The sequence below is a fragment of the Marinomonas spartinae genome, from assembly GCF_016461715.1.
GTDB lineage: Bacteria > Pseudomonadota > Gammaproteobacteria > Pseudomonadales > Marinomonadaceae > Marinomonas > Marinomonas spartinae_A.
Map to the genome: position 1 here is coordinate 44,971 of NZ_JAEMUI010000023.1, position 18,696 is coordinate 63,666.

20 protein-coding genes are annotated in these 18,696 nt (G+C 45.3%); 4 read left to right on the forward strand and 16 right to left on the reverse strand.

Annotated features, from left to right (window positions below):
• The first annotated feature begins 334 nt into the window (after positions 1-334).
• The gene (locus JHD45_RS18275) at positions 335-1,567 is read left to right on the forward strand and encodes a sugar MFS transporter (protein ID WP_199477933.1); all 1,233 of its coding nucleotides are present in this window, start codon (positions 335-337) and stop codon (positions 1,565-1,567) included.
• A gap of 115 nt (positions 1,568-1,682) precedes the next feature.
• On the opposite strand, the gene JHD45_RS18280 is transcribed toward JHD45_RS18275, so the two are convergent.
• The 9 genes from JHD45_RS18280 to ffh all read right to left on the reverse strand — a co-directional run bounded on the left by JHD45_RS18280 (position 1,683) and on the right by ffh (position 9,758).
• Positions 1,683-2,432 carry a 16S rRNA (uracil(1498)-N(3))-methyltransferase gene (locus tag JHD45_RS18280; RefSeq protein WP_199477934.1) on the reverse strand — a complete coding sequence of 250 codons (750 nt, stop codon included), beginning with the start codon at positions 2,430-2,432 and terminating at the stop codon, positions 1,683-1,685.
• Positions 2,433-2,492: 60 nt separating this feature from the next.
• Positions 2,493-3,878, reverse strand: a complete 1,386-nt coding sequence (thrC, locus tag JHD45_RS18285; RefSeq protein WP_199477935.1) for a threonine synthase — start codon at positions 3,876-3,878, stop codon at positions 2,493-2,495.
• Positions 3,879-3,891: 13 nt separating this feature from the next.
• Positions 3,892-5,193, reverse strand: a complete 1,302-nt coding sequence (locus JHD45_RS18290) for a homoserine dehydrogenase (protein ID WP_199477936.1) — start codon at positions 5,191-5,193, stop codon at positions 3,892-3,894.
• A 145-nt stretch (positions 5,194-5,338) separates the two neighbouring features.
• On the reverse strand, positions 5,339-6,073 hold the full coding sequence (locus JHD45_RS18295; RefSeq protein ID WP_233407926.1) for a thioredoxin fold domain-containing protein: 735 nt from the start codon (positions 6,071-6,073) through the stop codon (positions 5,339-5,341).
• A gap of 104 nt (positions 6,074-6,177) precedes the next feature.
• The gene (rplS, locus tag JHD45_RS18300) at positions 6,178-6,540 is read right to left on the reverse strand and encodes a 50S ribosomal protein L19 (protein WP_199477937.1); all 363 of its coding nucleotides are present in this window, start codon (positions 6,538-6,540) and stop codon (positions 6,178-6,180) included.
• Between the two features lie 69 nt (positions 6,541-6,609).
• Positions 6,610-7,362, reverse strand: a complete 753-nt coding sequence (trmD, locus tag JHD45_RS18305) for a tRNA (guanosine(37)-N1)-methyltransferase TrmD (RefSeq protein WP_199477938.1) — start codon at positions 7,360-7,362, stop codon at positions 6,610-6,612.
• 21 nt (positions 7,363-7,383) lie between these two features.
• Positions 7,384-7,929: a ribosome maturation factor RimM gene (gene rimM, locus JHD45_RS18310; RefSeq protein ID WP_199477939.1), complete on the reverse strand. Its 546-nt coding sequence runs from the start codon at positions 7,927-7,929 to the stop codon at positions 7,384-7,386.
• 15 nt (positions 7,930-7,944) lie between these two features.
• A complete protein-coding gene (gene rpsP / locus JHD45_RS18315; RefSeq protein WP_067019399.1) occupies positions 7,945-8,193 on the reverse strand; it encodes a 30S ribosomal protein S16 in 249 nt (82 codons plus the stop codon).
• Between the two features lie 197 nt (positions 8,194-8,390).
• Positions 8,391-9,758, reverse strand: a complete 1,368-nt coding sequence (gene ffh, locus JHD45_RS18320) for a signal recognition particle protein (RefSeq protein WP_199477940.1) — start codon at positions 9,756-9,758, stop codon at positions 8,391-8,393.
• 128 nt (positions 9,759-9,886) lie between these two features.
• On the opposite strand from ffh, the gene JHD45_RS18325 reads away from it, so the two are divergent.
• From JHD45_RS18325 to JHD45_RS18335, 3 genes are all read left to right on the forward strand, one after another.
• The gene (locus JHD45_RS18325; RefSeq protein WP_199477941.1) at positions 9,887-10,654 is read left to right on the forward strand and encodes a cytochrome C assembly family protein; all 768 of its coding nucleotides are present in this window, start codon (positions 9,887-9,889) and stop codon (positions 10,652-10,654) included.
• A gap of 83 nt (positions 10,655-10,737) precedes the next feature.
• Positions 10,738-11,994: an HlyC/CorC family transporter gene (locus JHD45_RS18330; RefSeq protein WP_199477942.1), complete on the forward strand. Its 1,257-nt coding sequence runs from the start codon at positions 10,738-10,740 to the stop codon at positions 11,992-11,994.
• Positions 11,995-12,023: 29 nt separating this feature from the next.
• Positions 12,024-12,569, forward strand: a complete 546-nt coding sequence (locus tag JHD45_RS18335; RefSeq protein WP_199477943.1) for an NUDIX hydrolase — start codon at positions 12,024-12,026, stop codon at positions 12,567-12,569.
• Here the strand turns inward: JHD45_RS18335 and JHD45_RS18340 are convergent.
• From JHD45_RS18340 to JHD45_RS18370, 7 genes are all read right to left on the reverse strand, one after another.
• Positions 12,550-12,858: an NGG1p interacting factor NIF3 gene (locus tag JHD45_RS18340; protein WP_199477944.1), complete on the reverse strand. Its 309-nt coding sequence runs from the start codon at positions 12,856-12,858 to the stop codon at positions 12,550-12,552. The genes JHD45_RS18335 and JHD45_RS18340 overlap by 20 nt on opposite strands.
• Positions 12,859-12,918: 60 nt before the next feature.
• The gene (locus tag JHD45_RS18345; RefSeq protein WP_199477945.1) at positions 12,919-13,782 is read right to left on the reverse strand and encodes a DUF72 domain-containing protein; all 864 of its coding nucleotides are present in this window, start codon (positions 13,780-13,782) and stop codon (positions 12,919-12,921) included.
• A 349-nt stretch (positions 13,783-14,131) separates the two neighbouring features.
• Positions 14,132-14,851: a sulfite exporter TauE/SafE family protein gene (locus JHD45_RS18350; protein ID WP_233407931.1), complete on the reverse strand. Its 720-nt coding sequence runs from the start codon at positions 14,849-14,851 to the stop codon at positions 14,132-14,134.
• Positions 14,852-15,273: 422 nt separating this feature from the next.
• Positions 15,274-15,603, reverse strand: a complete 330-nt coding sequence (locus JHD45_RS18355; RefSeq protein ID WP_199477947.1) for an invasion associated locus B family protein — start codon at positions 15,601-15,603, stop codon at positions 15,274-15,276.
• Between the two features lie 32 nt (positions 15,604-15,635).
• Positions 15,636-15,926 carry a hypothetical protein gene (locus tag JHD45_RS18360; RefSeq protein ID WP_199477948.1) on the reverse strand — a complete coding sequence of 97 codons (291 nt, stop codon included), beginning with the start codon at positions 15,924-15,926 and terminating at the stop codon, positions 15,636-15,638.
• Between the two features lie 326 nt (positions 15,927-16,252).
• Positions 16,253-16,861, reverse strand: coding sequence for an invasion associated locus B family protein (locus tag JHD45_RS18365; RefSeq protein ID WP_233407932.1), 609 nt, complete (start codon positions 16,859-16,861; stop codon positions 16,253-16,255).
• Between the two features lie 83 nt (positions 16,862-16,944).
• Complete coding sequence (locus JHD45_RS18370) at positions 16,945-18,687, reverse strand: ShlB/FhaC/HecB family hemolysin secretion/activation protein (protein ID WP_199477950.1); 1,743 nt, start codon at positions 18,685-18,687, stop codon at positions 16,945-16,947.
• Between the last annotated feature and the right edge of the window lie 9 nt (positions 18,688-18,696).

The window sequence follows — 18,696 nt, forward strand, 5'->3', positions numbered from 1 at the left end:
GCGTTAACCTAAGGCTGACAGAGTCATGACCTATTCATCAACATAGCACAATTGATTAACGTCTTTTTTACCTAAATCCGCGTCCATTTCCATTGCAATAGCGTAAAACTTCGCAAGACTTTCTTACACTAATGAAATAAAAAAGGAAGGATATAGGTTTATCTAATAATCCAAGCCTCTTTTACACACATTGTCGATATTCCAATGCTACGATTAGCCGCTTTTTTGATTTGGGCAAGAACCTGTGTTCAATCCCCCTATGCCCAAAGATAAAGTGTTTAAAAATCTAAAGATAAAAATTGAGCTTTCTCTTTAACACTTATCGGAAAAAATTATGACAACTTATACCCAAGATGCGGCAAAAGGCCAGCCAAATTACCGATTTGCGCTTACTGCCTTAACATCATTATTTTTCATGTGGGGTTTTATCACCTCGCTCAACGATATATTGATTCCCCATTTAAAAGGAGTCTTTGATCTCTCCTATACCCAAGCAATGCTGATCCAATTTTGCTTCTTTGGGGCGTACTTCATTATCTCCGTTCCAGCCGGTAACCTAGTCAAAAAAGTAGGTTTTCAACGGGGTATTGGCATTGGTTTGATGATTGCTGCCGCTGGCTGCTTATTGTTTGTTGCTGCTGCCAAAGCACAACTTTATATTGTCTTTTTAGGGGCGCTGTTCGTACTAGCGGCAGGCATTACCATTCTTCAGGTTGCAGCGAACCCACTTGTTACCGTAATGGGCCCATCAGAAACCGCCTCTAGCCGTTTAACACTTTCTCAAGCCTTTAACTCGTTAGGCACTACTGTCGCCCCATTAGTGGGTGGTGCTTTATTATTTACCGTGGTCGGTCAATACGCCAGTAAAGCACAAGAAGCGGAAAGTGTTATCGTTCCATACATCGGCTTAGCCGTTATTCTATTAGCACTGGCCTTTATCTTTACTCGTATCCATCTGCCTAAACCTGAAGAAGAACAGGTAGACGACACTGCGGCGCCCTCTATCAGTATTTTAAAACATCGTCATTTGGTGTTAGGCGCTGTTGGCATATTTATGTATGTTGGCGCGGAAGTGTCCATTGGTAGCTTATTGGTTAACTTCTTTGGTTTAAAAAATATCGCCAACTTGCCTGAAGCCACAGCAGCCCATTACGTAGCTTACTACTGGGGTGGTGCAATGGTTGGTCGCTTTATTGGCGCCGTATTAATGCAACGTTTGTCTGCTGGCAAACTGCTTGCGATCAATGCCTGTGTCGCGATTTTGCTCTTGATCAGCACCATTATGAATGACGGTCACGTGGCTATGTGGTCTGTGTTAGTGATTGGTTTATTTAACTCAATCATGTTCCCAACCATCTTCAGTTTGGCCTTAAAAGACTTAGGCCCTCAAACAAGCCAAGGCTCGGGTTTACTTTGTCTTGCCATCGTGGGTGGTGCCATTTTGCCTGTGATTCAAGGTTCGCTTGCTGATCACATTGGTCTACAAGCCTCTTTCATCATGCCAGTGGTTTGTTACTTGTACATTGCCTACTATGGTTTGATTGGCTCAAAGCCAGTTAAGAACTAAGCCTGTAGTAAGCCACTTCAATAAAAAATCCCCCAACACCAAAAGTGACGGGGGATTTTTTTATAAGCAAGACAGTTAAAACCTTACCAATTTACTAACAAGCGTCATCGTCCTATTAAGACAACCCTGCGGGATATAAACGTGACAGCAAGACAGGAACCACGGTTTCGACACGTAAAATCCGTTCTCCAATATGCACTGACTCCATTCCCGCTGCTAGCCATTTAGCTACCTCAAACTCGTTCCACCCGCCTTCTGGGCCAAGGGCTAATACACTCGGCTCATGAAGATTCACAGGACAAGCTTGAGCTTGATAAGGATGCGCTAACAACCCCCTCTTTCCTTCCAGAATCTTAGGCAATTGATCTTCAACAAAAGGACGGAAACGAGGCACCAACTGACACTTAGGCATCATGGTATCCTTTGCTTGCTCCAACCCTTCTAAGAGTACCGGGTCAATCACATCAGGCTGCACAACAGGGCTTTGCCAATAACTCTTTTCCACTTTCGCCGAGTGAATTAGGTAGATTTCTTTCACGCCCATCGCACTCATGTTTTGCAATGTCCGCTTTAACATATTCGGGCGAGGCAACGCCATCACAACCACTATAGGCAAGGGCGCTGGCGGCTCCAAGGTAAGCGAGAGAGAATGTATGGTCCCTGTACCATTAACACGATCGCCCTTTGGCTCTTTATCTGGCGCTTGATATACCCCTTCACCAATCTTGCCATTCAACACCCCCACACGGAGCATATCCCCCGACGAAGCTTTGATGACGCGACTAATGTGCAGCTGTTGGCGATCGGATAGCGCATACACGCCCTCCCCCAGAGATTGCTTAGGGTCTAAAACAATGAGGTTCATAGGTTGATTTACTTATTGGAAATGAAAAGAGCCCGCGTCAACCAACGGGCTCTCTAACGGTTAGATATTGTTAGAAACAAACGCTTGAACATCACTCAAGCTATTGTCGAGCACCGTATAAGACTCTTCACGCTCGAACAAATCTTTCATGTGCTCAGGCAACACAGGCGTTTGACAACCCGCTTTCTCTACCGCTTCTGGAAACTTCACAGGGTGAGCCGTTGCTAAGGTAATCATTGGGACCGATGCATCTTTGCGACACTGACGGGCTGCTTCAAGGCCAATCGCCGTATGAGGGTCAAGCAGATACTGTGTATCAGCAAAGACTTTCGCGATCACGTCACAAGTCTTCTCATCATCGACTTTGTAACTATCAAAGTGCTCTTTCACATAAGACCAAGCTTGATCATTCAGCGATACATCGCCTTTATTAAAGCGCGACATTAAATCATCAATCGCAGCACCATCACGGCCATGGGCATCAAATAACAAGCGCTCAAAATTACTGGACACCATAATGTCCATACTAGGCGATAGGGTCACGTTCAGTGACTGACGACTCATATCGTTTTGCGCAATAACACGATGAAGAATATCGTTTTGGTTTGTCGCAACCACCAATTGATCAATCGGCAAGCCCATTTTCTTCGCCAAATAGCCCGCAAAAATATCCCCGAAATTTCCGGTTGGTACAGAGAAAGACACTTTGCGATGTGGGGCTCCAACGGACAAAGCGGACGAAAAGTAGTAAACGATCTGCGCCATAATGCGCGCCCAGTTGATCGAGTTAACCGCCCCTAATTTAGCGCCATTTAAGAAGGACTGATCCGCAAAGCTGGCCTTCACCATACCTTGGCAGTCGTCAAAATTGCCTTTTACCGCGATATTGAAAACATTATCGTCAATGACTGTGGTCATCTGGCGACGTTGCACTTCTGATACACGTTGATATGGATGCAAAATAAAAATATTTAAGTGATCAGAATGACGACAACCTTCAATGGCAGCAGACCCAGTATCACCCGAGGTTGCGCCCATAATGACTAATTTTTCATTACGTTCAGATAAAACGTAATCCATCAAACGACCAAGTAATTGCAGTGCAAAATCTTTAAAAGCGAGGGTTGGGCCACGGAATAACTCGAGAACCCATTCGTTGTTGTCCGTTTGCACCATAGGAGCGATGGCATGATGGTTAAAGTTCTCATAAGCATCGTGAATCATGGACTTAAACGCATCCGCTGGGATATCGCCCTCCACAAACGGCCACATAACGTTAAACGCTAGTTCTTGGTAACTCAGGTTCGCCCAAGAGGCAATCTCTTCCTTACTATATTGAGGCAAGGTTTCTGGTACGTATAAACCCCCATCGTTCGCCAATCCAGCCAACAGCACGTCACTAAAAGACAGGGCAGGCGCTTTACCACGAGTAGAAATGTATTTCATATCTTGTTCTCTCTTATGCCAAGTTTTCAACACGAATGCGCTGTACAGTTCCTGCGACATCCGGTAAAGCTTCGATGGAAGCAATCGCGGCATTCATATTTCGTTCTTTCACATCATGCGTCATGATCACCAGAGGCACCAGTTCACTGCCTTCACGCTCGCGCTGGATAATGGATTCGATACTAATCTCATTCGATGACAAGATTTGGGTAATGGTTGCCAATACCCCGGCACGATCTTTAATGGTCATATTCAAGAAGAAGCCACACTCAATTTCTTCTACTGACAAAACGTCCGTATCAGACAACGCATCGGCTTGGAAAGCCAAATGTGGCACACGGTTATGGGGATCCGACGTTAACGTACGGGCAACATCGATGACATCGGCCACCACAGAGGATCCGGTAGGTAATCCGCCCGCTCCCGCACCATAGGTCAGTGTTGGACCAACCGCATCCCCTTTGACCATGACGGCATTCATCACGCCATTAACATTGGCCAACAAATGTTTATGGGAAATCAGCGTAGGATGAACTCGCAATTCAATACCTGTTTTGGAGCGACGCGCAATACCTAGGTGTTTTACGGCATAGCCTAAATCATCAGCAAAGGCCACATCTTCCGCCGTAATGCGACTGATACCTTCGGTGTAGGTTTTCTCAAACTGCAGCGGTATGCCAAAGGCGATGGACGCCAGAATCGTCAACTTGTGTGCGGCATCAATGCCTTCAATGTCAAAAGTCGGATCGGCTTCGGCATACCCTAATGCTTGGGCTTCAGCCAACACGTCATCAAAATCACGACCTTTTTCACTCATTTCAGACAGAATGAAGTTACCAGTACCATTGATGATGCCTGCCAACCATTCAATACGGTTCGCCGACAAGCCTTCGCGCAAAGATTTAATAATGGGAATACCGCCAGCGACGGCCGCTTCAAAGGCAATCATAACGCCTTTTTCGCGAGCTCGGGCAAACAGCTCATTGCCATGCTCCGCAATCAAAGCCTTGTTCGCCGTCACAACGTGTTTACCGTTCTCAATCGCCGTTAATACCAGCTCTTTCGCCACGGATGTGCCACCGATCAACTCCAGCACAATATCAATATCTGGGTTGTTGGCAACATCAAAAATATCACGAGTCACCTTAATTCCCGTGGTATCACAAGCATCATTATCACGCCGGGTACCCACTTGCTCGATCACAATACTGCGGCCAACACGCCTGGTAATCTCTTCGGCATTCCTGCGAAGAATATTAAAACTGCCAGACCCTACTGTTCCCAGCCCACAAATCCCGACTTTTACCGGTTCCAAAACTACACCCCACAGAGACAGTTTGTTTTTTATAAGACTCGTTCAAAAATTGCCATTTAAGATCATTATACCGCCACCATCCAGCAAACCCAACGCTGAAACAACTGAAGACACTGCATGTTTGGTGGAATATTTTGCAATAACACTATAACCCAAGTTCTTTTGCTAATACGTTCGCGGGCAAATAACCAGGCACAAATTTACCATTACTCAAAATCATCGTTGGTGTACCACGAACCCCAACGTCATTACCTAAATTGTAATCAGAAGCAACGGGGTTAGCACAGGTATTTTCAGGGATATCCTCCCCCTCTGTCGCTTTCGTGAACCATTCCTGAGGGTTATCAGAACACCATACACTGACCATTTTTTTGTAAGCAGGAGAGCCGATCCCGGCTCGCGGATAGGCAAGGTAGCGAACAGTAATCCCCATTTTATTTAATTCCGGCACCTCTTTGTGCAGCATACGGCAGTAAGCACAATCCACATCCGTAAAAACGGTTATATGAGCTTTTTCATTTTTTGCTTTAAACACAATCATTTTGGAAACCGGTAACGACTCAATTTTAGCCAGTTTCTCTTGCTGAGTTTCATTCTCGATTTGCGAGCCGTCAATTTTATACATATCTCCAACAATGAAATATTTTCCATCAGGACTCATATGCAACGTTGGACCATCTTTTAGTTCAACGGTATAGAGATTTATCCCCTTATGAAACGCCATACTATCAATCGAATATTGCGGTAAAGCGCGTTTAATCGCCGCTTTGACTTCATCCGCCCCCGCTTGCGCGGCATTAGAAAAAAATACAAAAGAAAAAAGAGAAGCAAGAGTAACAAAGAACGATACTCTAGATAGAAGCGAACGAGGATTCATCATGAACACCTTAAATAATCAAAATACAAAGACTATTAGGCCACAATAGAGCATATTGGTTCCATAAAAAAAGGCGACTTTCGTCGCCTTTTTTTAATGCAGAAAAATTAACGTTTCGCCAATTTTTCTTTAATACGTGCTGATTTACCAGAACGCTCGCGTAGGTAGTAGATCTTAGCCTGACGCACGTCACCGCGACGTTTCACTTCGATGCTTTCAACCAATGGGCTGTAAACTTGGAAAGCACGCTCTACACCGATACCGCTAGAGATTTTACGAACGGTAAATGCAGAGTTAAGACCGCGGTTACGCTTAGCAATTACAACGCCTTCATAGGCCTGTAGACGCTCGCGTGAACCTTCTTTTACTTTAACTTGGACAACAACCGTGTCACCAGGGCCGAAGGCTGGGACATCTTTTGTCATCTGTTCAGCTTCAAGCTGCTGAATCAGTTTAGTTTTATTACTCATGGATGTGACTCCTAATGATATGGTTTCTTATCAGCATGAAGGTTCTTCTGTCTGATAAGCTCGCAATTCCTACTCTGCCGAGGTTGAATCTTCAGTTTCGCGAATAAACTCTTCTAACAACTTTTGCTGTTCCTTGTCCAACTCAAGGTCTTGCAAAAGGTCTGGCCGGCGTTGCCAAGTTCTTCCGAGCTTTTGCTTTAATCGCCAGCGTCTGATCTCCTCGTGGTTGCCACTAAGTAGTACAGAAGGGACAGGTTGACCATCCAAAACTTCTGGGCGAGTGTAATGCGGACAGTCCAACAACCCATCAGCAAACGAATCTTCGTCCGCCGAGGCCTGCTTTCCAAGCACTCCGGGTACCATACGAAATACAGCATCCATGAGCACCATTGCCGGCAATTCACCGCCACTTAGGACAAAGTCGCCAATCGACCATTCTTCATCAATCTCAGATTGAATCAAACGCTCATCAACGCCTTCATAACGGCCTGCTACCAGAATAAATTCTGCTTGTTTAGCAAGCTGTTGCACGCCTTCTTGCGTTAGCGTACGCCCTTGAGGGGACAGATAAATAACTTTTGCGTTGGGTACCAATAATTTAGCACTTGCAATCGCATCTTTGAGAGGCTGAACTTTCATCAGCATCCCTGGACCACCACCATAAGGCCGATCATCTACTGTTTTATGTCTGTCATGGGTAAAGTCTCGGGGATTTATAAAATCCATCTCGACTAAACCAGACTTAATGGCTCTGCCCGTCACACCATATTGGGTAATGGCTTGAAACATTTCCGGAAAAAGCGATATCACGCTAACCTTCACGTAGCGACCTCAGTTTGTCAGTTAAAATTCCGGATCCCAATCGACCACCATTTCCTGCTGTTCTAGATTAATCTCTAAAACATAAGTACCTGGTGCATAAGGAATCAGGCGTTCTTCACGATCAAAACTGCCTTCACACGCACGGATAACAAGAACATCGTTTGCACCGGTTTCCATCAGTTGAGAAACCTTCCCTAAGAGGACACCCTCTTTGGTTGTAACCCTAAGACCTTCCAGCTGACTCCAGTAATAATCACCTTCCTCTAATGCTGGGAGCTCTTTGGCATCAATGTAGATGTCTAACCCACAGAGTTCTTTTACTTGATCTCTGTCGCTATAACCTTTTACCGATGCCACCAAGCCGCGACCTTGCAGACGCCCTTGGTTTAGTTCAACGGTCTTCCACCCACTAGGAGTTTTCAACCACCAATGCTTGTAATCGAAAATTCCTCGCATTGGGTCAGTGTGTGAATATAACTTCACCCACCCTTTAACACCATAAACTGATGTAATGCGTCCAACCACAAGGGCTTGCTCAGGAGCGGCCGCTTGCTTTAATTGAGACATAGCACTACCTCAGTATTAAGCGTTTTTGCCAGCTTCTTTAACAAGCTGAGCAGCACGGTCAGAAAGTTGAGCGCCTTGGCTAACCCAATGGTTTACGCGATCTAGATCGATGCGTAGACGTTCTTCTTGACCACGAGCGATAGGGTTAAAGAAACCCAAACGTTCGATATAACGACCATCACGAGCACGACGGCTATCAGCCACGTTCAAATGATAGAATGGGCGCTTTTTAGAGCCACCACGAGAAAGACGAATAGTTACCATATGATTGGTTCCTTATTGCTTAACGAAACACCCCTTGCCGAGTCGATTTTTGACTCATACTACAAGAAGGCGGCATATTCTAGTCGATTAACCAGAAAAACAAAAGGGCGAATTGCTCGCCCAGACAGTAAAAACGGCAGTTTTTTAACTGCCGTTAATAAAAACAAGAAGATACATTAAAAATTTAGGGAACATATCTAAAATTTAGGGAAATTTCCGCCGCCAGGCATCATTCCACCCAAGCCACGCATCATTTTCTTCATACCACCTTTTGCGGACATCTTCTTCATCATCTTTTGCATTTGCTTATGCTGTTTTAAAAGACGATTTAAATCTTGGATCTGCAATCCCGCACCCGTTGAGATACGTTTTTTACGGGAGCCATTAATAACATCCGGATTACGACGTTCTCCAGGGGTCATGGAGTTAATCAAAGCTTCCATTTGAACGAACATTTTATCGTTCACTTTGTCTTGAATATTACCAAGCTGCCCCATACCTGGGAGCTTATCCAACATGGAGCTCATGCCCCCCATATTTTTCATTTGCTGAAGCTGCTCTTTAAAGTCTTCTAAATCAAAGCCTTTACCTTTTTTCAGTTTCCCAGCAAGCTTTTCTGCTTTTTCTTTATCAATCTTTTGCTCTGCTTCCTCTATTAAGGAAAGCATATCGCCCATCCCCAGAATACGGGATGCCAAACGATCAGGGTGGAAAGGTTCTAACGCGCTCGTTTTCTCCCCTACACCTAAGAATTTAATGGGTTTACCAGTAATATGGCGAACCGACAACGCTGCACCACCACGGGCATCACCGTCGGTCTTGGTTAAAATCACCCCTGTCAGGGGTAACACATCCCCAAACGCCTTCGCGGTATTTGCCGCATCCTGCCCCGTCATGGCATCGACAACAAAAAGCGTCTCAATTGGATTAATGGCATCGTGTAACGCTTTAATCTCCGCCATCATATCGTCATCAATAGCCAAACGACCTGCAGTATCGACAATCAATACATCTTTATGGGCTTTTTTGGCGTAATCGATGGCATTGTTCGCAATATCAATCGGTTTTTGTGTCAAATCACTGGGAATAAAATCCGCCCCAACCTCACTGGCAAGGGTTTCAAGCTGTTTGATTGCAGCAGGGCGATAAACGTCAGCACTGACCACTGATACCGATTTTTTGTGACGCTCCTTTAGATACTTAGCCAATTTTGCAACCGAGGTGGTTTTACCCGCCCCTTGCAAACCTGCCATCAAGATCACTGCAGGACGGGCAGCTCGGAGATTCAGTTCGTCATTGGCTTGGCCCATGACGTTTTCCAACTCTTGCTTAACAATCTTAAGAAAGACTTGGCCTGGACTTAAACTTTTTGTGACTTCGGTACCCACGGCGCGCTCTTTGACCGCCGCAATAAAATCTTTAACAACAGGCAGAGCAACATCGGCTTCAAGAAGCGCCATACGCACTTCACGCAGTACGTCTTTGATATTGTCTTCTGTTAATTTGGCACGACCTCGAATACGATCAAGCGAGGAGGTTAAGCGATTCGATAAATTGTCGAACATGTTGCCCTCAAAATTTGCTCTATTATGGAAAAAACCTTCATTCACGGTTTAACCAAGGTGAAATTCACCCTATTATAACGGATAAATGATTGTCACCCTATACCTTTACTAATGGATCTATCAGTTTCATGACTCAATTATCGCTTTGGCTTGCCTGTATTGCATGTTTTACCTCTGGCATCACCTACTACTTTTGCCCTAAAGCGCGCCCTACACAGCTTATTGGTGCACTTGCCATCGCGCTACATGCCTATGCGTTATCCCTCACACTGCTTGATAGAAATGGTTTTACTTTTTTAACCATCGGATTGTTAATTGCCGTGATTGGCAATGCGCTATTGTGGTTTAGTAGCCGAGATAAAGATTTATCTCTTCTTATGGCAATTTCGTTTCCGCTGACGGCCATTATTATTGCCTTGAATGCGATTCAGCCTTGGAACCTACATGAATTGCATAGTAATTCTTGGGGCACCAGCATCCATATATTAATTGCGTGTGTCGCCTACAGTTTATTTACCGCCGCCTGTGGTGTGGGAATTTTATTATCCATCCAAGAATACCAACTCAAAAATCATAAGTTAAAACAACTTCTTAGAGTACCGCCACTGCAGGTGCTGGAACGCTTAATGTTTGAATTCATCTGGGCGGCTTTTATTTTCTTAACGGCAGCCATCGCTACCGGTTTCTACTTCATTGAGGATATTTTTGCCCAGCATATGGTTCACAAAACCTTCTTCACCATCGCTTCTTGGTTTGTCTTTGCAGGATTGCTGATTGGCAGACGTTATGCTGGATGGCGCGGCCAGTTGGCCGTCAAGCTCACACTCAGTGGCTTTTTCTTGCTTATGTTAGGCTATTTTGGCAGTCAAATTGCGTTACAAATTATTATGCATTAACGTCTAATACCATAAAGTCATTTGACAGCAACTTTTTAAGCACTAATAATCCCTTTTATCTTAACAATTGAGGCAGTCCCTTCTTGAACGATGTTCCCTTAAGTATTCTCGGTGGCATACTTTTTAGTCTAATCTTAATTTCCGCCTTTTTCTCTAGCTCAGAAACAGGCATGCTGACCTTGAACAAGTACCGTCTGAAGCATCTGGTGAAAAACAAAAACCGCACGGCAATGCGAGTCAGCAAATTACTCGAGCGCCCAGATCGCCTACTTGGCCTTATTCTGATCGGCAATAACTTTGTTAATATTTTAGCGTCTGCGATCGCAACCATTATTGCTGTGCGCATTTGGGGCGATGCTGGTGTCGCCATTGCCACAGCCGCGCTCACATTGATTGTCCTTATCTTCGCCGAAGTGACCCCCAAAACCATGGCGGCACTTCACCCCGAAAAAGTTGCTTTTGCTGCATCCTGGCTGCTGTCGATACTGCTGAAAGTGTTTTACCCTATTGTCGTTTTTGTTAACAGCCTATCTAACGGCTTATTACGGATTTTTGGTGTACATACCATCCAGAATGACCAAAACAAGTTAGACTCTGAAGAGCTTCGCACAGTAGTTAACGAAGCAAGCGGTTTGATTCCAGCCGCTCACCAAGAAATGCTGTTGTCGATTTTAGACCTTGAAAAAGTCTCCGTAGAAGACATCATGATTCCTCGCAATGACGTGGTAGGCATTGACATTGAAGACAGCATTGAAGAAATCATTGAGCAAGTCTGTAACAGCCGCCATACCCGCATGCCTGTTTATAATGGCGAGCTTAATAAAGTCATCGGTATTCTTCATTCCCGTCGTGCAGCTACTTTCCTACAAGACCCAAATCCGTCGAAAGCGGCGTTATTAAAAGCCACCGTTGAGCCCTACTTTATTCCAGAGAGCACTTCTCTTAATACAGTCTTATTGAACTTTCAAAAAGATCACCAACAAATGGGTATCGTGGTGGACGAATACGGTGATGTTCAAGGTATCGCCGCATTAGAAGATGTGTTAGAAGAAATTGTCGGGGAATTCACCCCTCCTACACAAGACGAAGAAGAAGAGATCCAACCTCTTGAAGACGGCTCCTTTAGAATTGAGGGCTCGACACACATTCGAGACATCAATAAAACCCTAGAATGGCATTTACCGACCGATGGTCCAAAAACACTGAATGGCCTGATTATTGAGACCCTAGAATTTATTCCTGAACACCCTATTAGTTTATGGGTAGGTCACTACCAGATTGAAATTCAAGAAATAGAAGATAAGGTTGTTAAATTCGCCAAGCTCAAGCTCAAACGCTAAGCTCAAGTGAAAACGTTAAGGATGTACCCATGAGATTTTGTCCAAACTGCGGTCATGCCGTGAATATGACGATACCAGAAGGCGATAATCGAGAACGCGCCGTATGTCCTCAGTGTGACTTTATCGACTATGATAACCCAAGACTTATCACAGGTACTCTCCCCCTCTATAAGGGCAAAGTACTCTTGTGCAAACGCAATATAGAACCTCGTTTTGGCTACTGGACGTTACCCGCAGGCTTTATGGAAAACCAGGAAACCACAAGAGAAGGCGCTCTGCGCGAAACACTTGAAGAGAGCGGCTCCAATGCGACCTGCAAGCAAGCATTTAGCATGATTAGCATTCCGCACATTAACCAAATTCATTTGTTTTACCTTGCAGAACTTGAACAAGACGACTTTCATGCCACAGAAGAAAGCTCGGAAGTCGCCTTATTTGATCTAGATAACATCCCATGGGATGAATTAGCCTTTAGCAGCGTCAGCAAAACACTCAATTTCTTTATTGAAGACCATAAAAAAGGCCATTATGGTTTTCATGAAGATACCATTCTATTTAACGTTGTATCGGAATAATATGATAAGCCACTTCCTCATAAGGGTGTGAGGACAGCAAGGCATTAATTGCGCTCTGCTTGACATCTTCTTGCAGCAGCATTTCAACACGATACTCACAGATGTGTGAAATCTCATTCACTTTCCCAGAGTGCGGGTCTGCCCCCTCAAGAGGTCGAAACTGCCCCTCTCCTTTAATCTGCCAGCAATAATGATCATAGTTCCCTAATGACCCAGCCCCCACAGAAAACAACGCCTGTTTTACTTTATCTAAATCTGTTTCTGGCACATAAAATATGAGTGAATACATAAAACTCTCCTTAGTTATTAACAAATTATTATTAAAGGTAAAGCCATTTTCAACGCACCACTACCATAGACTAACTTGCTCTTGACTCTGAGGCAAAGACAATTTCTCTTGATACTCAGGGCGTAGATCTCGCACCTTTTCATCCAATTGAGCCGCCAATGTGGGCGCGGCAATATTATCCGAGGAATGCACAAATACGCTCGGCGTCAGCCCTTCAGACAACCATTGCGACAGTTTCATCGCCCATTGATCCAGCCAAGCGTCATTAAGAGGTAAATCTGGATGACCAATAAAACGCACCACAGGATGCCCCGAAGTCGCAATAGGGTGACAGGGCACACGAGGCTTTTTCTTTTGCGCATCCACCAAGCTGTCACAATAGGCATCCGTAGAAAACACCGGACGTGAATCCATAATAACCCGATTCACACCACGCTCAGACAGTGCGGATAAGAAATAACGCTCTGTATTACCTTTATCAAAATACGCCAAATGACGCACCTCCACCGATAACGGTGCCGACAGCGACCACAAATCACATAAAGCTAGAATCGTCTCCAGCGCACGCTCATCGCACACAGCAGGGAACTGCAGCATTGTTGGCCCAAGCTTACTCAACAAAGGCTCCAACGACCCCATAAATTCCAGCCAATCCCGTTGCACCTCTTGCCAAGGTCGCTCTATTAAACGATGAGTGACCGTCTGCGGCGCTTTAAAACTAAACTTAAACCCATCATTGACCGACTCATACCAACGCATCAACTGAACATCATCCACCTTAGTGTAAAAAGTACTGCCCACCTCAACAGTAGAAAACACCTGTGAATAACGGCCTATTCGCTCTCCCGTTGCCAAAGAGGCCGGATACAACCAGTTCACCCAAGCAGGGTGTTGCCACTGAGCCATGCCATAATAAATCTTCATTGAGGACATAAGTCTTATTATTCCACTCTACTTCTTTTCATCAGTATATGGCGAAACACCCCCTTAAAAAACCAAACGGGGTAATTTATCGGAGATACAAACATCGAATCATGCTATTTGGCCACCTTCCTACCAAAAACTGATTTGGAGAAAAAGTAATCATCTAAGCCAATCACACTAAAAAGGCTACGGGGATTAAGAATGCCAGTAGGCTGAGGTTAGAACCCCCTTTGTGGAGTAACCTTTATCTGACGAGGCGAATAAAGCTTATCTTTTCTGCAAGCTTTTAGGACTATAACATATTTATAGCAAGATAATGAATATCAATTGACTCAGTGCTGATTGATCTTTATTTAAAAAAATCATAGAGCATTGACGAACCAGCAAACAACATCATGGCATCAATTAAGCGATTAAAGGTATTCTCATTCATCTTCAATACAAATTGCTTACCGATATAAGTCCCTGCAACAAGCGTGCTGCCCACTAGCAGACCACTTATAAATACAGGCCAAGGTAAAGCACCAATCGCCCCAAAAGTAAACGCCTTAGCCAAATAGATAGTGAAAGATGCCGCCGCTTCCGTTGATAAAAGCCCTCCTCTAATAAGGCCATATCCGGCGAAAATCGGTATCGTTATTGGCCCTGTGGAGAATACGACACCAGTAAGATAACCAACGACACCTCCCGCAAGACTCAACTGCACATCATTAAGTTTAAGAGCCCGTGATTGGGCCCAATAGCGCAATGGAATCAGTAAGAAAAAAAACAGTCCGATACAGATATCAGAAAGGGATACAGGCATGACCCACAATGTGTTTGCCCCCAGCGCAGCAGCAGGAATCCCAGGAACCGCATACAATAAAAATGCTCGTAGATTAATATCTCGACGCCATAGGACTACACGAGAGATATTTCCCATTATTGAGGCAAGGGCCATGATCGGAATGGCCAACTTAGTACCAAATGTATATGCAAGAACAGGTAATAACATAATGGAGGCTCCCGTTCCCACAACACCACTTATTACACCCGCCAACACACCAATAATGACAATAACCAGATACATCACGTCAACACTTCCCTTTTGTCAAATAAGCCTTTAAGAATGATTATCCCCCACCTCAGACATTGCCTTTTAAGACTCAGCAAACCAACTTGTACCTTGAAGAGATATAAGTAACCCGGCAGAATATTACTTATGTCACTCAATATGTGTATGTGTTTTGATAGGCAACCGCCTTTTATATAATCAAAACAGTTTCAAAAAGATTAAAGCTCATCAGTTTTTAATAAAAAAGAAATATGCAGGAGAAAAATCATCAAAGGAGTTTTAGGATATTGATCTAGGATTGATATGATAAAAGATCGTTTAAGAACATGATGAAGATCAGTTTTGTGGTTGGACAAATCTAGAAAATCAGCATCAATTGAAATATTAAGAGTCTAGAGGTAACACCGAAGAAACCGTACTCCAGTGTTACCTACTATCTAGTCCTTTTTCTCTAACGCTTTCATGGCTTGAGAAAAGCCCATCCAAGAGACTGGAATGCCAATCTCTTGCCTATCGGCGCTAATAAAACGAAGCTGTCCTGTGTTCCCTGCACTCATCTGCTTACGCATGTTGTTGTCCAATGTTGTCACAGCCACACACCCTCCTGGTAGACAGCGAGTAAGAGCAAGGTCGAACCCCGCCTTTTCTTTACCATTGGCTTTACCATCTATCGACACATGAACACGACCAGGAATAGACACATTAGTCGGCAGCACCGTCGTCACCCGGTACGCTTTTTTGCCAGGTAATATTTTAGGACGAGACAATTCGTGGGAATACCTCAGACCCTAACCCACCATCAAAGACGATAAAACCGCCGATAAGCGTATGTTTTCCTCAGCTTCAACGCCCCAACAACAACAATCAAACCAAAGGGCAAGCAGCCAAAGCCCCCAACTATCATAAAGTAAATGCCCAGTGATTTTTTTTTCGTATACTGCAAAATCGCACCAATAAATGCCACCCCAAATAGAAAAGCCATAATCCATGCAACAACATCAGATATCATATTATATGGTGCCAATGAAGCTAAAAAAACATTCCCTGTAATCACAAAATTTATAAATAAACCAATCCAAATGATCCACATAATTTACTCGCCAAAACAGCTGAACGATACAAAAAATTCATTTTGCAATTTTACTCAAAATAACGTATCTCATTAGATTTTTGTATGGCAGTTGACCTATCGATCAGGGTAAAAGTGTGAATACCTTATTAGCATCCCTGCCGCTTAATTTTTAATCTAAATAGATACTTTATGATAAAAATTACAGCTCAATTCTTAATACACCTACGGTGTATCAGTTAAAAACACATTTTTCCGTCTATTTTATGAGCAATAACATCAAACTTAACTGTTTAAAATCGCTCACTCTATCAACCTCTGGGGAAAGCTTCGCCCTGTGCTTCCTATTAGTCTTTTTTCTCTAACGCTTTCATGGCTTGAGAAAAGCCCATCCAAGAGACTGGAATGCCAATCTTTTGCCCATCGGCGCTAATAAAACGAAGCTGTCCTGTCTTCCCTGCACCCATCTGCTTACGCATGTTGTTGTCCAATGTTGTCACAGCCACACACCCTCCTGGTAGACAGCGAGTAAGAGCAAGGTCGAACCCCGCCTTTTCTTTACCATTGGCTTTACCATCTATCGACACATGAACACGACCAGGAATAGACACATTGGTCGGCAGCACCGTCGTCACCCGGTACGCTTTTTGGCCAGGCAAACGCCCAATGGCCATCTCCATCACCGGACGAGGCTGACCTTGCACCTGGGCCGATTGCACGATTTCACAGCTATCCTTATCCTCACCAGCCTTATTGTTCTTACCCTGTACAGACGAAGACAGTCGCACACAGTGCAATACCCAATTTCCATAGGTGGCGGTCGTATCAGCTGGCTCAGTTGATACTGGCGTAGGGGTGGCGGATGTTGCTGCCAATACAAGCGGCGAGGCAACGATCAAAGTTGCGGTACACACTGCCAGCACCGTATGAAACACACTAAAACGAACGTTTATCATCACTCTATTTTCACTCTCTAACGGGTTAAAAGATTTCGCCCTACTGCCATCACGGCAGTGGGCGATTGCTTTGCATAAAGGCATCAGAACTGAGCCAACCAGCGTAGGTTGAAGCGATTTTCCGATGGGCCATGGTTTTGATGCCCATGGGCGTATTCCATCGTTAAGGTTGTACCATTTGCAGAGCCTATTTGAGACACCCCAAAGCGCAGGCCTACCCCAAACGCGTTGGCATAGGTGGTGGAATGCTCCACGGCCGTCGCGTGTTCCAACGAGGTCACCCCCGTCGCGCCAAAAACATAAGGGGCCACAGCCGTGCCAAACCTTGAATGAGACAGAATGCTTGGCAGGATAAGCGGTAAGGCCAATTCGCTGCGCACCATGGCCCCCGAATCCCCCATTAATGCCCCACCCTCAAAAGCGGATAGCCCGTCAAAACCACCCAAGCCAAATTCCTCAGAGGAAGCCATCACATTGCCAAAAGAGGTTTGCACTTTGCCAAACACAGACCATTGTATTTGGTTATGGGCAAAGCTTTGCGAATAGCGGCTGTTGATTTCCAGCTTAGTGAAGTCCGGCATCGCACCACTGCGAGACATGGGCAATGCCGTTGTCCCATGGCGGGCGCCTAAACCGTCTAATCCAAAAGACGCCGTGGCGCTACCCGAGAGAAAACCACCCCAGGGAGTGTACAGGTTGGCATTTTGGGTCACACGCAGCACACGAAGTTTGTCTTTGCTCCAATTCGTGCGACTTCCGCCTGTGTCTAATTTTTGTGTTTCGTTTTCGATACCAAAACCAATCTCTGAGCTGGTGTTCAGATTACGACTGCGGATCCAGCTATACCCCACCTTGGTGGAAAAACGTTGATAGTGATCAAGCACGGTATAACCAAGATCAGAGGTGGGATGAGTCCGACTGTCCACCCCTTCCACGTTCAGCCACAACCCATTGATGGACAGGGGCAAGGTAAAACCCGCCACCATCTGGCGGTTACGTGGGTCGCTGGTGAACACACTGTTTGTGCTCCCTGGATACCCCCCTAATTGCAAATACTCTACGTCACCAAGCCCCAGAGTATTGTTAAAGTTGGCACCGATACTGGCACTGTAATGTCCCAGTCCCTTACCAAGACTGTTATCAAACGACGCACTGAGTGCCACGGGCTGGTAACGTCCATCCACCACGATCACCGTGGAGCCTAGCGCCTTACCCGCTTTCAGCGTGGATTTCAGCAGCACTCCTGGGACATCGCCCGCCAGCAACAAACGCCGTTCCAGTTCGTCCTTGGTGAGAGCATGATTGCCTACCAGAGGCTGCAACACCGCTTCAATACGACGACGTGTGGCCCCCTGAAAGGCGGAAGCATCAACGCTTTCCACATAGCCCAGGGTCACAATCAATTTTAGCGGCATGCCGCTTTTAAGCGTCTGCGGTGGCAAGGTAACGCGAGCCAGTAGATAGCCCGCTCGCACGTAGGCGGTTTCTAACGCTCGGGCCGCCGCAAACAGTTCCGCTCCGCTCACTCGTTTGTCTTTGATAGTCGCCGCTATTTTGGCCGTCGCCGCTTGCAGCGCGGGCAATTGCCCCTTGACCACCAACCCTGAGGGGGTAACGTACAGCTTATCCGCCCCTGCTGGGGCCGTGAGGCCAGACGTTGCGGGCAAATTCAGGCTGCCTTGTGCCGGGCGGGTCACCGGCGGGGCATAGCTTGGCTGCGTTACTTGGCTGGCCGTCTCAGCAAAAACCGTAGTAGGAACCACCAAGGCCAATCCTGCCATAATCAGTGCCGAAAGCGTGGGAGTCAGTTTATTCGATACCATCATAAATCCATC

Bases quoted from the DNA above. Each gene is read 5' to 3' on its own strand.
- JHD45_RS18350 (WP_233407931.1), bottom strand. From the start codon at position 14,851: ATGTATCTGGTTATTGTCATTATTGGTGTGTTGGCGGGTGTAATAAGT.
- JHD45_RS18345 (WP_199477945.1), bottom strand. From the start codon at position 13,782: ATGAAGATTTATTATGGCATGGCTCAGTGGCAACACCCTGCTTGGGTG.
- JHD45_RS18370 (WP_199477950.1), bottom strand. From the start codon at position 18,687: ATGATGGTATCGAATAAACTGACTCCCACGCTTTCGGCACTGATTATG.
- rplS (WP_199477937.1), bottom strand. From the start codon at position 6,540: ATGAGTAATAAAACTAAACTGATTCAGCAGCTTGAAGCTGAACAGATG.
- JHD45_RS18275 (WP_199477933.1), top strand. From the start codon at position 335: ATGACAACTTATACCCAAGATGCGGCAAAAGGCCAGCCAAATTACCGA.
- JHD45_RS18325 (WP_199477941.1), top strand. From the start codon at position 9,887: ATGACTCAATTATCGCTTTGGCTTGCCTGTATTGCATGTTTTACCTCT.
- JHD45_RS18280 (WP_199477934.1), bottom strand. From the start codon at position 2,432: ATGAACCTCATTGTTTTAGACCCTAAGCAATCTCTGGGGGAGGGCGTG.
- JHD45_RS18365 (WP_233407932.1), bottom strand. From the start codon at position 16,861: ATGATAAACGTTCGTTTTAGTGTGTTTCATACGGTGCTGGCAGTGTGT.
- JHD45_RS18295 (WP_233407926.1), bottom strand. From the start codon at position 6,073: ATGATGAATCCTCGTTCGCTTCTATCTAGAGTATCGTTCTTTGTTACT.
- JHD45_RS18340 (WP_199477944.1), bottom strand. From the start codon at position 12,858: ATGTATTCACTCATATTTTATGTGCCAGAAACAGATTTAGATAAAGTA.
- thrC (WP_199477935.1), bottom strand. From the start codon at position 3,878: ATGAAATACATTTCTACTCGTGGTAAAGCGCCTGCCCTGTCTTTTAGT.
- JHD45_RS18335 (WP_199477943.1), top strand. From the start codon at position 12,024: ATGAGATTTTGTCCAAACTGCGGTCATGCCGTGAATATGACGATACCA.
- ffh (WP_199477940.1), bottom strand. From the start codon at position 9,758: ATGTTCGACAATTTATCGAATCGCTTAACCTCCTCGCTTGATCGTATT.
- JHD45_RS18360 (WP_199477948.1), bottom strand. From the start codon at position 15,926: ATGTGGATCATTTGGATTGGTTTATTTATAAATTTTGTGATTACAGGG.
- rpsP (WP_067019399.1), bottom strand. From the start codon at position 8,193: ATGGTAACTATTCGTCTTTCTCGTGGTGGCTCTAAAAAGCGCCCATTC.
- rimM (WP_199477939.1), bottom strand. From the start codon at position 7,929: ATGTCTCAATTAAAGCAAGCGGCCGCTCCTGAGCAAGCCCTTGTGGTT.